Source organism: Halobacillus hunanensis, from assembly GCF_900166655.1.
Classification (GTDB): Bacteria; Bacillota; Bacilli; order Bacillales; family Halobacillaceae; genus Halobacillus_A; species Halobacillus_A hunanensis.
Map to the genome: position 1 here is coordinate 315,001 of NZ_FVZB01000005.1, position 14,963 is coordinate 329,963.

Below are 14,963 nucleotides of genomic sequence, written 5' to 3' on the forward strand. Positions count from 1 at the left end.
GTCCAAGCAGTGAGACGGTCGAGGCAGGCAAATCCACTCGGCAACGTCAAGCTGTGACGGGGAGGGAACTAAAGTACCGAAGCTCCTGAGTTCACACTGCCAAGAAAATCCTCTAGTGAGGAAAGAGGCGCCCGTACCGCAAACCAACACAGGTAGGCGAGGAGAGGATCCTAAGGTGAGCGGGAGAACTCTCGTTAAGGAACTCGGCAAAATGACCCCGTAACTTCGGGAGAAGGGGTGCTCCTCTGCCGAGGAGCCGCAGTGAAAAGGCCCAAGCGACTGTTTACCAAAAACACAGGTCTCTGCGAAGCCGTAAGGCGAAGTATAGGGGCTGACACCTGCCCGGTGCTGGAAGGTTAAGGGGATGCGTTAGCGCGTAAGCGCGAAGCGTTGAACCGAAGCCCCAGTAAACGGCGGCCGTAACTATAACGGTCCTAAGGTAGCGAAATTCCTTGTCGGGTAAGTTCCGACCCGCACGAAAGGTGCAACGACTTGGGCACTGTCTCAACGAGAGACCCGGTGAAATTATACTATGCGTGAAGATGCGCATTACCCGCGACAGGACGGAAAGACCCCGTGGAGCTTTACTGTAGCCTGATATTGAATGTTGGTACAGCTTGTACAGGATAGGTGGGAGCCTGAGAAACCGGAGCGCTAGCTTCGGTGGAGGCGCTGGTGGGATACCACCCTGGCTGTACGGACATTCTAACCCAGGACCGTGATCCGGTTCGGAGACAGTGTCAGGTGGGCAGTTTGACTGGGGCGGTCGCCTCCTAAAGAGTAACGGAGGCGCCCAAAGGTTCCCTCAGAATGGTTGGAAATCATTCGCAGAGTGTAAAGGCACAAGGGAGCTTGACTGCGAGACTTACAAGTCGAGCAGGGACGAAAGTCGGGCTTAGTGATCCGGCGGTACCGTATGGAAGGGCCGTCGCTCAACGGATAAAAGCTACCCCGGGGATAACAGGCTTATCTCCCCCAAGAGTCCACATCGACGGGGAGGTTTGGCACCTCGATGTCGGCTCATCGCATCCTGGGGCTGTAGTCGGTCCCAAGGGTTGGGCTGTTCGCCCATTAAAGCGGTACGCGAGCTGGGTTCAGAACGTCGTGAGACAGTTCGGTCCCTATCCGTCGTGGGCGTTGGAAATCTGAAAGGAGCTGTCCTTAGTACGAGAGGACCGGGATGGACACACCGCTGGTGTACCAGTTGTTCCGCCAGGAGCATGGCTGGGTAGCTACGTGTGGACGGGATAAGTGCTGAAAGCATCTAAGCATGAAGCCCCCCTTGAGATGAGATTTCCCCTTACGCCAAGTAAGTAAGATTCCTCAGAGACGATGAGGTCGATAGGTCCGAGGTGGAAGCGTGGTGACACGTGGAGCTGACGGATACTAATCAATCGATGACTTAACTATATTCAAAAGCGGAGACGACCGTTTAAGTCCGCTGGGCTAAGCAAGCTCACATTAAGGCTGTGGTTTTTCAGCCTTGAGGGGAGATAGCTTAGAACATGAGGACTTGGGAGTCGGAGCTAGATGATAAAATATGTTTGATAACTTGAGTGTCTTATCCAGTTTTGAAGGTTTACCCTTCTTAACAACATGATGTGGTGGCGACAGCGAAGAGGTCACACCTGTTCCCATGCCGAACACAGCAGTTAAGCTCTTCAGCGCCGATGGTAGTCGGGTCGATCCCCGTGAGAGTAGGACGCGGCCACGTCATTTATATTAATTTATTATGGGAACCAAATAAAGGTTCACCCACATTATCGCGGGGTAGAGCAAGACCGAAAAACTTCTTGCTAAAACATCCCTGTAGGTCTTGCGATGAGCGTAGGCTTCCCTGAAGTCACTTGCAACGTGAGGAGCAGTCTTACAAAAAATATTATGGGAACCGAATAAAAGGTTCATCCACATTATCGCGGGGTAGAGCAGTCTGGTAGCTCGTCGGGCTCATAACCCGGAGGTCGCAGGTTCAAATCCTGCCCCCGCAACCAAAATACTTACAGTAACATGAAACAATAGATCTCTTGAATGATTTAAAACCAGTTTTTAAAAGAACTGGTCCGGTAGTTCAGCTGGTTAGAATGCCTGCCTGTCACGCAGGAGGTCGCGGGTTCGAGTCCCGTCCGGACCGCCATTAACTTTAAATTTAACTTTCCAAGCCTTAGGAATACTTTCCTAAGGCTTTTCTTAATTATTATGATATTTTTCACTAGGTTTTTTTAAATAGTAGCTTCCATTGGTATAATAAATATAATGACTGTTAACAGTGGAGGAATCTCACATGGATGAATTTTCTTTTATTGACTCAATTAAACCTAACAGCTACCGTCAATCCTCACTCATTAAAGGAATTGATGATGATGCTGCTGTTTTTCGGCAAAATACACGAGATATTGTCACGGCTGTAGATACAATGGTAGATGGTGTTCATTTTTCACGAGAAGCTATGGAACCTTATTTTATTGGATACCGAGCATTAGCTGCTAATATAAGTGACTTGGCTGCTATGGGTGCAGAGCCTGCTTTTTTCATGGTGTCGATTGTTATCCCCTCTGATTGGGAGGAACAAGAATTGAGAGAAGTATATCGTGGAATGAATTCTCTTGGTGATGAGTATCGGATGGACATGATTGGGGGAGATACGGTATCTGGGAAGGAATTCGTAATCTCCATTACAGTGTTCGGATATGTGGAAAGGAACAAGGCGCGATATCGTACAGCTGCTCTCCCCGGGGATATACTTTTTGTTACGGGGACCTTGGGTGACTCGAGAGCTGGCCTTGAATGCATGAAAAAGAATATAAACAACGAATATTTAATCAAAAGGCATTGTGAGCCAACCCCTCGTGTGACTTTTGCCGAACAATTAGGTTCACTCAATAGGGTAGCATTGAACGATGTGAGTGATGGTATTGCCAGTGAAGGAAATGAAGTGGCTAAAGCTTCGTGTGTAGATCTACATATTACTTACGACTCAACTCCTTATCACCCTTCCATAGCTGAGCTTTTTCCTAATCAATATCAAGAATGGATCCTATCTGGCGGTGAGGACTTTGAATTACTCGGGGCGGTTTCAGAGCGTGAATGGCCGGAAGTTCAGCAAAAAGCTGAGGATGTAAATTTAACAGTCACAAAAATTGGATATGTATCGGACGCAACAGAAGGCGAGGGTCTGGTATACTTAACCAAGGATGGACAGACTGAACGATTGGAAAAATCAGGGTACACACATTTGCAAGAAGGTCGTGATTAAGTGAAAAGATATGAATGGACGACAGACTCTGAAGGGGAGACTCTCCTCTTCTCGGAGGAGTTAGCCCAGTACCTAACTCCAGGAGATGTGCTGACGTTGGAAGGCAATTTGGGTGCTGGCAAGACAACATTTACGAAAGGACTTGCGAAGGGGCTTGGTGTCAAACGGACGGTAAATAGCCCTACGTTTACCATTATAAAAGAGTACATGGGCAGACTTCCTCTATACCATATGGATGTGTATCGTCTTGAGGATAGTGATGAAGATTTAGGTTTTGAGGAATTTTTTGAAGGAGACGGAGTGACGGTTGTCGAGTGGTCTCAATTTATTAAGGAATATTTGCCAGACGAAAGGTTAGATATTACAATCGAGTACCTGAGTGAGACGAAGCGGAGAATAAAGTTGCAGCCGTACTCTAACCATTTTGAAGAGATTTGTAAGGAGTTTAGAAAATGAATGTGTTAGCCATAGATACATCAAATTACGTAATGGGAATTGCCGTCATAAAAGATGGAGTCGTAACGGGTGAGTTTGTTACGAATATCAAAAAGAATCATTCTCTTCGCCTAATGCCGGCGATTGAACAGCTTATGAGCGAGACAGCTACTAAACCCGAAGAACTTGATCGTATTGCTGTTGCTCACGGACCTGGTTCCTATACGGGGGTTAGGATAGGATTAACTACAGCTAAGACAATGGCCTGGTCATTGAATATTCCGGCTGTCGGCATATCGAGTCTGGAAGCTGTAGCAAGACAGGGTGAGTTGTTCGATGGTTATGTTTGTCCTTTTTTTGACGCGAGAAGGGGGCTCGTGTACACGGGCTTGTATGATGGAAACATGGAACTGGTTAAGGATGAGGTAAACATCTTGATGGAAGATTGGCTGGAACAGCTAAAAGGCATGGATAAGTCAATTCTATTTTTAAGTCAGGATATACAGGGATTTAAAGAAATGATTATCGAGGCACTTGGAGAACAGGCAGTTATTCCAAGCGCTGCTTTCCACTATGCTCGTCCCTCATTAATAGCGTTAGCAGGGGCAGAGAAAGAGTCAGATGGTATCCATGGACTTGTTCCTAACTATTTACGTTTACCAGAGGCAGAGGCTAAGTGGCTTGCGGAGCAGGAGACGAAGTAAATGGTGATCATACGTGAGATGAAGGTTGAAGATATTGAGCAAGTTATGATAGTAGAGCATGCAACATTTGCTGTTCCCTGGACCGAAGATACATTTATGAATGAGGTTAACGGAGAGAATCCGTATGCCCATTACTTGGTAATTGAACAGGATGGGACGGTGTTCGGCTATTGTGGTCTATGGCTGATTATTGATGAGGCCCATGTCACAAATATTGCGATCCATCCTGATTATAGAGGGAATAAGTATGGGGAACAGCTTTTTCGAAAGTCTTTTGAAGAAGCGATTGAGATGGGTGCGATTCAATTAAGTTTAGAAGTACGTGTTTCGAATACACCAGCTCAACATCTCTATCGTAAGTTTGGACTTGTCCCTGGAGGCGTTCGGAAAAATTATTATACAGATAATGGCGAAGATGCATTAGTGATGTGGGTGGGATTAAAATGAATCAGGATCAATACGTATTAGCGATTGAAACAAGTTGTGATGAAACGGCCGTGGCCATTGTTAAAAATGAACGGGACTTAGTAGCGAACGTCGTGGCTTCCCAAATTGAAAGTCATAAGCGGTTTGGGGGAGTGGTTCCTGAGATTGCCTCAAGGCACCATATAGAACAAATTACACTAACCTTAGAGGCGGCCCTGGAAGAGGCAGATCTTAAGTCAGATGATATGAATGCGATTGCGGTTACAGAGGGCCCAGGTTTAGTGGGAGCGTTGCTCGTTGGTGTAAATGCAGCAAAGGCGCTGGCATTTGCAAAAGGAAAACCGCTTGTCGGGGTTCATCATATAGCCGGGCACATTTATGCTAATCGCTTAGAGAAGGAATTTACATTTCCTTTGCTGTCATTAGTGGTTTCAGGCGGGCATACTGAGCTGATCTTAATGAAGGAACACGGATCTTTTGAAGTCATTGGTGAGACAAGGGACGATGCGGCAGGAGAAGCCTATGATAAAGTAGCGCGCACACTTAAGCTTCCCTACCCAGGCGGTCCTCATATCGATAAGTTAGCAGCGGAAGGTGAAGAAGTTATTGACTTTCCGAGAGCGTGGCTGGAAGCAGATTCTTATGATTTCAGTTTTAGCGGTTTGAAATCTGCAGTTATCAACAGGTTGCACAATGCGAAGCAAAAGGGAGAGATCCTTAAACCTGAGGATGTAGCTGCAAGTTTCCAAGCGAGTGTCGTGGATGTGTTATCCACAAAAGCATATCGGGCGGCAATAGATTATGGAGTAAAACAAATCATTGTTGCTGGAGGTGTGGCAGCGAATCAGGGGTTGAGAAAAGCTCTTCATGATAAATTTGAAGGGACTGATACGGAACTGTTAATTCCCCCCTTACATTTATGTACGGATAATGCTGCCATGATTGCTGCGGCAGGGGCTGTAGCTTTTAATCAGGGACACAGAGCAGGCTATGATTTGAATGCAAATCCTGCTTTAAGTTTAGAAAGATATGGTCAGCGAAGCGACAATGATTAGACATGCTAAACTTTCCTTTGGAGCTCTGAAGGAAATTTTTTTTATTAAGAGGTTATACACAATTGTATAATTATACAGTGGATAAGTGTAGGAAGAAAAAGGTATAATTCACATGATATCGTTATCAAAAATGTGGATAACTTAGGTTGTTTCTGTGGATTGTGTGAATAAGGTTGTTGAGAACTGTTATATCAAATTAATAAGACTGAATAAGCTGTGGATATCAAAAATTAACTCATACGGTTATATGCATTCAAAGTGGAAATAAAAACCACCTCAGGTCATCCAGATTCTGGATGACCTGAGGTGGTAATTTTATGGTTTTATATATGGAGTTGTTCCCATTCTTCCATGAGGGTTTCGATTTGTTGTTGGTAGCTTTGATTGCTTTCTGTGAGTTCGAGAGATTTCTCGTGATCTTGATAAACCTCGGGATCACACAATAAAGAATCAATTTCTTCGATTTTACTTTCGATTTCTTCAATTTCTTGTTCAATCTCAGTAATTCTGCGTTGGCGTTTGCGTTCTTCTCGTTTGTTGACCTTATCCTGTTGAAAACTATTTTTAGTTTGAGCTTCTTTATTATCCTCTGTAGTTCTGTTGGCAGATTCGGCTTCCTGGAGCTGTTGAAGCTCCCATTCCTCTTGTTTCTTCTGAACAAAATAATCATAATCACCGAGGAATGTACGTGTTTCTTTCGGATGCATCTCAACAACCTGAGTAGCTATTTTGTTGATAAAGTAACGGTCGTGAGAAACGAACAGTAATGTTCCCGGATAATCAATAAGAGCTGATTCAAGAACCTCTTTACTATCAAGATCCAAGTGGTTTGTCGGCTCATCAAGGATGAGGAAATTAGCTTCCTGCATCATAAGCTTAGCCAGAGATAAACGCGCCTTTTCTCCCCCACTTAAAGCAGAAACCGGCTTTAGCACATCGTCGCCGGAGAACAGGAAATTACCGAGTATCGTGCGAATATCTTTCTCATTTTTCAAAGGATAATCATCCCAGAGTTCATTTAATACAGTTTTCTTCGAGTTTAACTTTGTTTGTTCCTGGTCATAGTAACCAATTTGAACATTGGTTCCAACCGCCATTGTACCGCTTGCTTTTAATTCCCCAATGATGGTTTTGAGCAAAGTTGTTTTTCCGACGCCATTTGGTCCGACTAAGGCAACTGAATCTCCTCTCTGTAAATTTATCGATAGATGATCAAATAACAAAGGAGAATCAGGGTCATATCGGAAAGATAAATCATTTAGTTTCAACACATCATTTCCACTCTTCTTATTCACTTGAAAGCTGAAAGAAGCAGAGGATTGATCGGTTTTCGGTTTATCCAGCTTGTCCATTTTTTCAAGCTGCTTTCTGCGGCTTTGTGCACGCTTACTAGTTGTGGCACGCACAATATTCTTCTGGATAAATTCTTCCATTCGCTTGATTTCCGACTGCTGCTTCTCAAAGTTCTTCAATTCAAGTTCATAATCGGCTTCTTTCTTTTGCAAATAATTACTGTAATTCCCGTGGTACTTTTTTGAACCTTGATGGGCAATTTCGTAAACCGTATTCACAATCTTATCTAAGAAGTAACGATCGTGGGAAACGATCACCACGGCCCCTTCATACCCTTGCAAATAGCCTTCAAGCCAGGAGAGAGTTTCAATATCCAGATGGTTGGTCGGCTCGTCAAGAATCAGAACGTCAGGCTTTGTTAACAGCAGTTTCCCTAGAGCCAGTCGGGTTTTCTGCCCTCCGCTTAAGGAAGTGATCGGCGTATTCCAATCGAAGTCATGAAAATTCAATCCGTTGAGGACAGCTTTTATGTCTGCTTCATAATGATAGCCGCCTGCGCGTTTAAAATAATCCTGGCGCTCATCGTAGCTTGACAGCAATTTCTGATAGGCCTCTTGATCATCAAGCAGGTCTGGATCCGCCATCTCTGTTTCCATGTTACGTAATTCTTTTTCAATCCCTTTTAAATGAGCAAATACCTTCTCCATCTCGTTCCAAATCGATTCCTCAGAATCTAGTCCGGTATTTTGAGCCAAGTACTCCATCGTTACATCTTTAGGCTTGAAAATATCCCCAGAATCATAGCTCAATTCCCCCGCCATCATTTTTAACAGAGTACTTTTGCCAGACCCATTTCGGCCCACAACAGCAATACGGTCATTCATTTGAACTTCCAGTTTAATATTCGATAAAATTAACTCAGCGCCAAAACGCTTCGTTAATTGATTTAATTGCATGAGAATCATGTCGTTTCACCTCAATGGATTAAGTGTATCTTATATGGGTCAAGAGTAGCAAGACGTGCAGCTTCTATTTAAGGGACGCCTCAACGACTTTGAGTTGATTTTTTGATAGAATAAGAGTACTGTTTCAATTAACTGATTTGGCAAAAAGGAGTTTGGACATGGCTGAATTTACTCATTTTAATGACCAGGGACGCGCCAGAATGGTCGATATATCTGAAAAAAGTGATACGGTTCGGACAGCTGTAGCGAAGACAAGCGTGACTGTGAATGAATCGATTTATCAAAAAATAACCAACCAGACGATGGCAAAGGGTGACGTATTAGCTGTTGCTCAAATAGCCGGCATCATGGCAGCGAAGAAGACACCGGATTGGATCCCAATGTGTCATCCACTTTCGTTAAAGGGGATTGACGTTCGTTTTAATTGGCAAGTGAATAATGGCTATCAGCTGCTGATTGAAGCAGAGGTGAAAACGAAGGGCAGCACAGGAGTAGAGATGGAAGCTTTAACCGCCGCTTCGGCATCAGCTTTAACAGTATATGACATGTGTAAAGCAGTGGATAAAAGCATGGTGATCGGGCCTACTTTTCTAGAGGAGAAAACAGGTGGAAAGAGCGGAGATTACCGGAGAGAAGACGGATCGAGGAGGTAGAGAAATGGATGTAGAGCATACGAAGATTCCACAGGCGACAGCGAAGCGGCTGCCGTTGTATTATCGCTTTTTGAACAACCTCCATGGCCAGGGGAAGATGCGCGTCTCCTCGAAAGAGCTCAGTGAAGCTGTGAAAGTTGATTCGGCCACGATCCGCAGGGACTTTTCCTATTTCGGAGCCCTCGGAAAAAAAGGCTATGGATATAATGTCGAGTATTTACTCTCCTTTTTCAGAAAGACTTTAGATCAGGACGAGACGACTAAAGTTGCTCTAATAGGAGTCGGAAACCTGGGAACAGCCTTCCTGAACTATAATTTTACGAAAAACAATAACACTAGAATAGAGATAGCCTTCGATGCGAATACGGACCGAATTGGAGAAGAAGTTGGCGGCGTGCCAGTTGAGCACATTGATAACTTAGAACAACATATGAAAGGTATAGATGTTGCGATCTTAACAGTTCCTGCTTCAGCAGCTCAAGGGATTGCTGATAGACTGGTGAAAGCGGGAATATCAGGTGTGCTGAACTTTACGCCGGCTCGGATCACAGTACCCACAAGCGTACGGGTTCATCATATAGACCTGGCTATTGAACTGCAGGCCCTTGTGTATTTTCTTAAGCATTACCCTTTAATAGAAGAAGCGTAAGATCCTAAGGAAATTTATCGTATTAAGAGACCGCCCTGATGAAGGCGGTCTCTTTATACTTTCGGAATTACTTATTTATGAGAGCTTTGACACCGAGATACAACAATGCCAGTGAGAAGACGATGATCGCAATTCCACCAATAATATTAAAGAAGCTGACGATTCCAGCGGTAATCACTGATGAGGTTGGTAAGTTGGCTAAGGCGAAACCTGCTAAAATACATGCCAAGTAAAGCAAAGCTAAATGGTTCATAGTAGCCCCTCCTTTTAGGATAGTGTATGAAAATTATCCAATTTTGTGCCTGAACCATAGTTTCTCAAGTTCCATCAAATGAGGTTATTGCTTGGTATGAAGGGGTATAAAAGGAATAGCTTATATGTCTGGAAAATGGAGGGAGGGGGAAGAATGAAGAAATTGCCCCACAAGTGGCTGGTTGTCATTTCTGTGCTCTTTGGAACTTTTACAGTGATTTTAAATAACAGTATGCTCAATCCCACACTGCCAAGGTTCATTGAAATTTTTAACTCTAATGCAGTGATGGTAGGGTGGATTTTGACGATTTTCATGGTTTCGATGGGGATGACCATGCCGTTAACAGGATACTTTGGAGATCGTTTTGGAAAAAAGAAGGTGTATGTAACGGGATTATGCATCTTTATTGTGGGATCGTTATGTGGGGGTTTCTCGCAATCACTAGGCATGATCATTTTCTCGAGGGCTATTCAGGGGATGGCCGGCGGATTGATGATGCCCATCGCGATGGCCCTGATTTTTAATTCATTTCCCCGCGAGGAGCGGGGACTGGCTGTAGGAGTGTATGGGGTAGCGGCCATGGTTGCCCCGGCAGTTGGGCCGACAGTCGGCGGCCTAATCATTCAATTTTTGGACTGGCCCTGGCTATTTGTCTTTAACATTCCATTTGGACTTAGCGGGCTTATTTTATCTATGAAGTTTCTTGAACCGACGAAAACTAATCCGGAAAAGCGTTTTGATTATATCGGATTTATCATGATAACAGTCGGGATCGGGTCGATTCTGTATGCATTAGGAAGAGGACGCAGCGTTGAGACGTTAAGTGATCCTTTAAATATATTGCTAATAGCCGGCGGTTTATTAGCAATAGTTGGATTCGTCTTTTATGAAAATCGCCAACGAGATCCATTGCTTAATCTGTCTGTGTTTAAGGTTCCGACGTACACGTTTTCGATTGTTGTTACTTCTTCGGCATCTATCGGGCTATTTTCAGGGATTTTTTTATTGCCATTACTTATCCAAAATGTGTATGGTTTGTCGGAGGTTATGACAGGACTTCTGTTTCTCCCTGCAGCAGTGGCCAGTGGTTTGTTTATGTCTATCGGAGGTCGCCTGCTTGATAAGAAAGGTCCGAAATATGTTGTGCCACCCGGGCTGGCCATCATGGCTGGAGCTACATTTGGACTAGGAATGCTGCAGCTCTCCACCCCGTTTTGGCTGATCATCGTCCTAAATACAATCCGCGGATTAGGAATGGGAATGGGGAACATGCCTGCTACAACGTCAGGAATGAATGCTATTCCCGAAAGGCTCGTAGCGCAAGGATCGGCTATGAACAATATCATCAGGCAAATTTCTTCGTCGCTCAGCATTGTTTTCTTTTCCATTTACTATGAGGTGAGACGAACACAAATTGCAGCAGCTCCAGATGTGGGCATGCAGGCTGCCACGCTCCAGACATTGAATGAAGCGTTCCTCGTCTCAGCAGGCGTACTCACTCTCGCCATTCCTTTTTCGTTTATTTTAAAAGGCGTGCAGAATGATCAACAAACGGAACGAGCTTAATAAAAAAGAACCGCTTAATAGAGCAGGGTGAACTATCCCCCGAATAATGGACACTTCTAAAAAAGTGCCCTTATTCGGGGTTTTTGTGTTTCACGACCTCGAATCTACATTTATAATTAAACTAATAAACAAAGCGAGGTTATAGAGATGTCCCCTATTATCTTTACTGAATTCCAAAGGCAACAACTAGAATCCAATCCGAATGTCATGAAAGTATCCGACCGTTCCATTACGTATTCTCCAGATTTCAAATTAGCTGCCGTGAAGGAAAACTTAGCTGGAAAAGGCCCCCACCAGATCTTTACTGAAAAAGGTTTTGATATGGATATTATCGGCTCCAAGAAGCCTAAAGAGTGTTTAAAGCGTTGGCGGGAGACCTATGACAAGTATGGCAAAGATGGCTTCTACAAGGAACGTCGGGGAAAGGGATCCACAGGCCGTCCATCCACGAATCATTTATCTGCGGAGGATAAGCTGAAGAAGGCGGAAGCTCGCATTGCGTATTTAGAAGCTGAATTAGACTTCATAAAAAAGCTAGAGGAACTCGAAAGGCAGGCGAAGAAGAAACGTTAACTCCATCTGAAAAATTCACATTGATTGAACAGGTTTTGCGGGAAAAAGGACTGAAGTATCTCATTCAATATTTCTGTGAAATCGCTGGTGTCAGCCGATCCGGTTACTATAACTGGTTAAAGGCAGAGGATACACGCCATCGTAAAGAACAGAAGGATGAGGCAGATTACAAGGTGATCAAGAAGGTATATGATAACCATCAAGGAAAAGTAGGAGCCCTACAGATTAAGATGTTTTTAGAGCACGATGAAAGCATCACCATGAACCATAAGCGCATCCGTCGTGTCATGAAAAAATATAATCTCAAGTGTAAGATACGCGTGGCCAATCCATACAAACAAATCGCCAAAGCAACGCAAGAGCACAAAACCTGTGAAAATAAGCTGGAACGCCACTTCAATCAGGGAGAGCCTCACAAAGTTCTCCTCACGGATATTACATACGTTTATTACGCGGAGGGACGCAAAGCTTATTTATCGGTCATCAAAGATGGAGCGACACGAGAAGCCCTGGCTTATCACCTTTCCACTTCTTTAAAGATGGATTTAGTGTACCAAACGATTGATAAATTGATGGAACGCGAGGACTTTATTCCTCATCCCGAATGTTTGATCCATTCTGATCAAGGCGTGCATTATACACACCCTGAATTCCGAAAGAAGATCAAAGCTTTAGGGATGAACCAATCGATGTCTCGTCGTGGAAACTGTTGGGACAACGCTCCGATGGAATCCTTTTTTGGACATATGAAGGATGGCATCGACTTTAAATCGTGCTCTTCCATATTTGAAGTCAAGGAAGCAATTCAAGGTTACATGGAGTATTACAACAATGAGAGATACCAATGGTCATTAAAAAAGATGACCCCGGCACAATACCGTGGTCACCTTTTAACAGCCTAGGGGCTTTTTATTAAACTGTCCATTTTATGGGGTACAGTTCAGGGAACTCTGTTAAGCGGTTTTTCTCGTTCTAGGACTTCGAAAGTTCAGATCTTTTTTCAATCCACTCTCGCCTGAGCATACCGTATATGTACATGTCATAAGCTTCATCATCACGCAGAATAAACTCCCGCTGAGCTCCTTCGTATGTAAAACCCAGATTTTCATACAACCAGATAGCGGGCTGATTGTAGGAAAAAACGGTGAGCTGGATACGATGCAAGTTAATTTCATAAAATGCGTAATCTAGCAGTAATGACATAGCCTCTGTTCCATAACCTTTTCCTTGCCGCGAAGGATCTCCAATGGCGATGGCAACCCAGCCATTTCGCTGTGTCCAAAGAATCCCATCAAGTTCAATATACCCTAGAAACGTTTTGTCATCACGGATAGAGAATAGAAAATGATTATCCCGTTCACTGGCTTCGTCTCGCCATTTTTTAAGTGAATCGAGCGTGGTTGGTTTAGCGGGTAAGGCATCTAATCTCCTCAAAAAGGTCGAGTTGGAATACCACGTAAGCATCGTTTCTAAATCTTCATCCATTAGTGCTTGAAGCTGTACTCGCTTTCCTTTCAGAATCTGGTGCATAACAAGGTCTCCTCCACTAATACTCTGGATTTAAGAATTATTTCTTAGCTTTTTTAATTTTGATATAAGTGATGATTAAGCGAATCGTGACAGCGAAATTAAACGTGGCAATGAGGGCGGGTAGTATTGTTCTGAAATTCCATAAGCTCTTCTCTGCAGAATGGGCAGCAATATAGGTGAATGCTGCCCCCATTGCAAAGTAAAGCAGGGCCATAAATATAGGTGACATCCTCATACTACATAAGCCCTCCGAACAGAATTGTTTGCAGTTGCTCCTGCATACGGCGGATTTCTTCTTCGGAAATAAAGAATTGAGTGAAGACTACGAAAGAATTCATCGCCATATGGGCAATAATGGGTGTAATGATGCTCTTCGTTTTGACATACAAGAAGGCAAACACAACGCCCATAGAGAAATAGACAAGCATATGTTTGAAGTCGATGTGAAACACTCCAAATACGAGCGCGGAAACTAAAACAGCTATAAAGAAGTTAGTTCTTTTGTAGATAGAACCAAAGATGACTTTTCGGAAGATAATTTCTTCAGTAATAGGTGCGAACACTACCGGCAGAAGAATAAATAATGGGGATTGTCTTGCGATCTCCATTAAGTTCATCGTATTTTCTGACCCAGCCGGAACTCCGAAGACTTCTGTTTCTATCAGCGCAGCTATTCCTTGAGAAAATAAAGCAAGAAATACACCTAGAATCGACCAAAGTATAATCTTTCCAGGACCTGATCCATCTTCCCTCAAGGAAGCCTGTTTCATATCTTTCTTTAATAAGCCCAGCATGATAATAGTAGCGACCGTAAAGCTGATCACCGACCAAACTGCAATAGCATCAGACCTACTCAGACCAAAAGCAAATACAACAAGCGGCATTCCGACGATCGCTGATAGCTGAGTAATTACATAAGTTAAAATAATTAACCAATATCGTTTAGGCATCTAGGCACGTCTCCTTTTTCCAATAAAAAAATAAACTTCATCAGTCTATTTATAGATATAGTTACAATTAACATTCATACCAAGAAATGTTTTTAAATGGGTGAGACCTAAGAAAAGCTTACCCTTTGTCTAAATACATGTAACATGAGTTACCTTATGTATTTTATCATAGTTTAAAAACCACGAGGAAGGAATAAGGGATGAGCCAGTGAAAAAATTTGTTGAAATTTGCTGATAAAAAATCTATTTTTTTTACTTGAAAAACGGGGATGAATTGATTATGATAAGAATTGTGTTAGCACTCAGCATTATAGAGTGCTAATAATCGACACAAAACAAGAAAACGAACCTTATTAAGGAGGGTGTCCTAATTGTTAAAGCCACTAGGTGATCGTATTGTAATTGAATTAGTAGAGGAAGAACAAACTACTGCAAGCGGTATCGTGCTTCCAGACTCTGCGAAAGAAAAGCCTCAAGAAGGTAAAATCGTAGCAGTTGGAACAGGTCGTGTAACGGATAACGGTGAGAAGATTGCACTTGAAGTTTCACAAGGTGATCATATCATCTATTCTAAGTTTGCAGGTACTGAAGTAAAATATGAAGGCAATGAATACTTAATCATTCGCGAAAGTGATATTTTAGCAGTCGTTCAGTAATA

At 43.4% G+C, this 14,963-nt stretch carries 15 protein-coding genes, 2 tRNA genes and 2 rRNA genes (1 of these 19 running past the window's edge); 14 read left to right on the plus strand and 5 right to left on the minus strand.

Features of this window, described 5'->3' with window-relative positions:
- The 9 genes from B5354_RS02600 to tsaD form a co-directional block, all read left to right on the plus strand.
- Positions 1-1,410: ribosomal RNA gene (locus B5354_RS02600) — 23S ribosomal RNA — on the plus strand (it extends 1,513 nt beyond the left edge of the window).
- 190 nt (positions 1,411-1,600) lie between these two features.
- A 5S ribosomal RNA gene (rrf, locus tag B5354_RS02605) occupies positions 1,601-1,714 on the plus strand.
- Between the two features lie 200 nt (positions 1,715-1,914).
- Positions 1,915-1,991 (plus strand) — tRNA-Met (locus B5354_RS02610).
- 66 nt (positions 1,992-2,057) lie between these two features.
- A tRNA-Asp gene (locus B5354_RS02615) sits at positions 2,058-2,134 on the plus strand.
- A gap of 147 nt (positions 2,135-2,281) precedes the next feature.
- On the plus strand, positions 2,282-3,253 hold the full coding sequence (gene thiL / locus B5354_RS02620; protein WP_079525651.1) for a thiamine-phosphate kinase: 972 nt from the start codon (positions 2,282-2,284) through the stop codon (positions 3,251-3,253).
- Positions 3,254-3,709 (plus strand): tRNA (adenosine(37)-N6)-threonylcarbamoyltransferase complex ATPase subunit type 1 TsaE, encoded by a 456-nt coding sequence (gene tsaE / locus B5354_RS02625; RefSeq protein ID WP_079525653.1) that lies wholly within the window; start codon positions 3,254-3,256, stop codon positions 3,707-3,709.
- Entirely contained in the window at positions 3,706-4,392 is a 687-nt protein-coding gene (tsaB, locus tag B5354_RS02630; RefSeq protein WP_079525655.1) for a tRNA (adenosine(37)-N6)-threonylcarbamoyltransferase complex dimerization subunit type 1 TsaB, read from the plus strand. Before tsaE ends, tsaB begins: the two co-directional genes overlap by 4 nt.
- Positions 4,393-4,839 (plus strand): ribosomal protein S18-alanine N-acetyltransferase, encoded by a 447-nt coding sequence (gene rimI, locus B5354_RS02635; protein WP_079525657.1) that lies wholly within the window; start codon positions 4,393-4,395, stop codon positions 4,837-4,839.
- Positions 4,836-5,873 carry a tRNA (adenosine(37)-N6)-threonylcarbamoyltransferase complex transferase subunit TsaD gene (tsaD, locus tag B5354_RS02640; RefSeq protein ID WP_079525659.1) on the plus strand — a complete coding sequence of 346 codons (1,038 nt, stop codon included), beginning with the start codon at positions 4,836-4,838 and terminating at the stop codon, positions 5,871-5,873. Before rimI ends, tsaD begins: the two co-directional genes overlap by 4 nt.
- A gap of 323 nt (positions 5,874-6,196) precedes the next feature.
- On the opposite strand, the gene B5354_RS02645 is transcribed toward tsaD, so the two are convergent.
- Complete coding sequence (locus tag B5354_RS02645; protein WP_079525661.1) at positions 6,197-8,131, minus strand: ABC-F family ATP-binding cassette domain-containing protein; 1,935 nt, start codon at positions 8,129-8,131, stop codon at positions 6,197-6,199.
- Positions 8,132-8,289: 158 nt separating this feature from the next.
- Between B5354_RS02645 and moaC the strand changes: the two genes are divergently transcribed.
- Positions 8,290-8,784: a cyclic pyranopterin monophosphate synthase MoaC gene (gene moaC / locus B5354_RS02650; RefSeq protein ID WP_079525663.1), complete on the plus strand. Its 495-nt coding sequence runs from the start codon at positions 8,290-8,292 to the stop codon at positions 8,782-8,784.
- Positions 8,785-8,788: 4 nt separating this feature from the next.
- Positions 8,789-9,433 carry a redox-sensing transcriptional repressor Rex gene (locus tag B5354_RS02655; protein WP_079525665.1) on the plus strand — a complete coding sequence of 215 codons (645 nt, stop codon included), beginning with the start codon at positions 8,789-8,791 and terminating at the stop codon, positions 9,431-9,433.
- 67 nt (positions 9,434-9,500) lie between these two features.
- Here B5354_RS02655 and B5354_RS02660 read toward each other — a convergent pair whose 3' ends face one another.
- Positions 9,501-9,686, minus strand: a complete 186-nt coding sequence (locus B5354_RS02660; protein WP_079525667.1) for a hypothetical protein — start codon at positions 9,684-9,686, stop codon at positions 9,501-9,503.
- A 153-nt stretch (positions 9,687-9,839) separates the two neighbouring features.
- Here B5354_RS02660 and B5354_RS02665 point away from each other — a divergent pair, with 153 nt between their 5' ends.
- Positions 9,840-11,252 carry an MDR family MFS transporter gene (locus B5354_RS02665; RefSeq protein ID WP_079525669.1) on the plus strand — a complete coding sequence of 471 codons (1,413 nt, stop codon included), beginning with the start codon at positions 9,840-9,842 and terminating at the stop codon, positions 11,250-11,252.
- Between the two features lie 147 nt (positions 11,253-11,399).
- Positions 11,400-12,727, plus strand: a protein-coding gene (locus tag B5354_RS02670) for an IS3 family transposase (protein ID WP_139377037.1) whose coding sequence is annotated in 2 segments (ribosomal slippage) — positions 11,400-11,772 and positions 11,772-12,727 — 1,329 coding nt in all. Because the reading frame shifts where the segments join, the coding sequence is not laid out codon by codon here.
- A gap of 70 nt (positions 12,728-12,797) precedes the next feature.
- Here B5354_RS02670 and B5354_RS02675 read toward each other — a convergent pair.
- The 3 genes from B5354_RS02675 to B5354_RS02685 are packed head-to-tail and all read right to left on the minus strand — an operon-like array spanning position 12,798 to position 14,305.
- The gene (locus B5354_RS02675; RefSeq protein ID WP_079525671.1) at positions 12,798-13,355 is read right to left on the minus strand and encodes a GNAT family N-acetyltransferase; all 558 of its coding nucleotides are present in this window, start codon (positions 13,353-13,355) and stop codon (positions 12,798-12,800) included.
- 37 nt (positions 13,356-13,392) lie between these two features.
- On the minus strand, positions 13,393-13,590 hold the full coding sequence (locus tag B5354_RS02680) for a YdiK family protein (protein WP_079525673.1): 198 nt from the start codon (positions 13,588-13,590) through the stop codon (positions 13,393-13,395).
- Position 13,591: 1 nt separating this feature from the next.
- Positions 13,592-14,305: a CPBP family intramembrane glutamic endopeptidase gene (locus tag B5354_RS02685; RefSeq protein WP_079525675.1), complete on the minus strand. Its 714-nt coding sequence runs from the start codon at positions 14,303-14,305 to the stop codon at positions 13,592-13,594.
- Between the two features lie 371 nt (positions 14,306-14,676).
- Here B5354_RS02685 and groES point away from each other — a divergent pair, with 371 nt between their 5' ends.
- Positions 14,677-14,961, plus strand: a complete 285-nt coding sequence (gene groES / locus B5354_RS02690) for a co-chaperone GroES (RefSeq protein WP_079525677.1) — start codon at positions 14,677-14,679, stop codon at positions 14,959-14,961.
- The last annotated feature ends 2 nt before the right edge of the window (positions 14,962-14,963 follow it).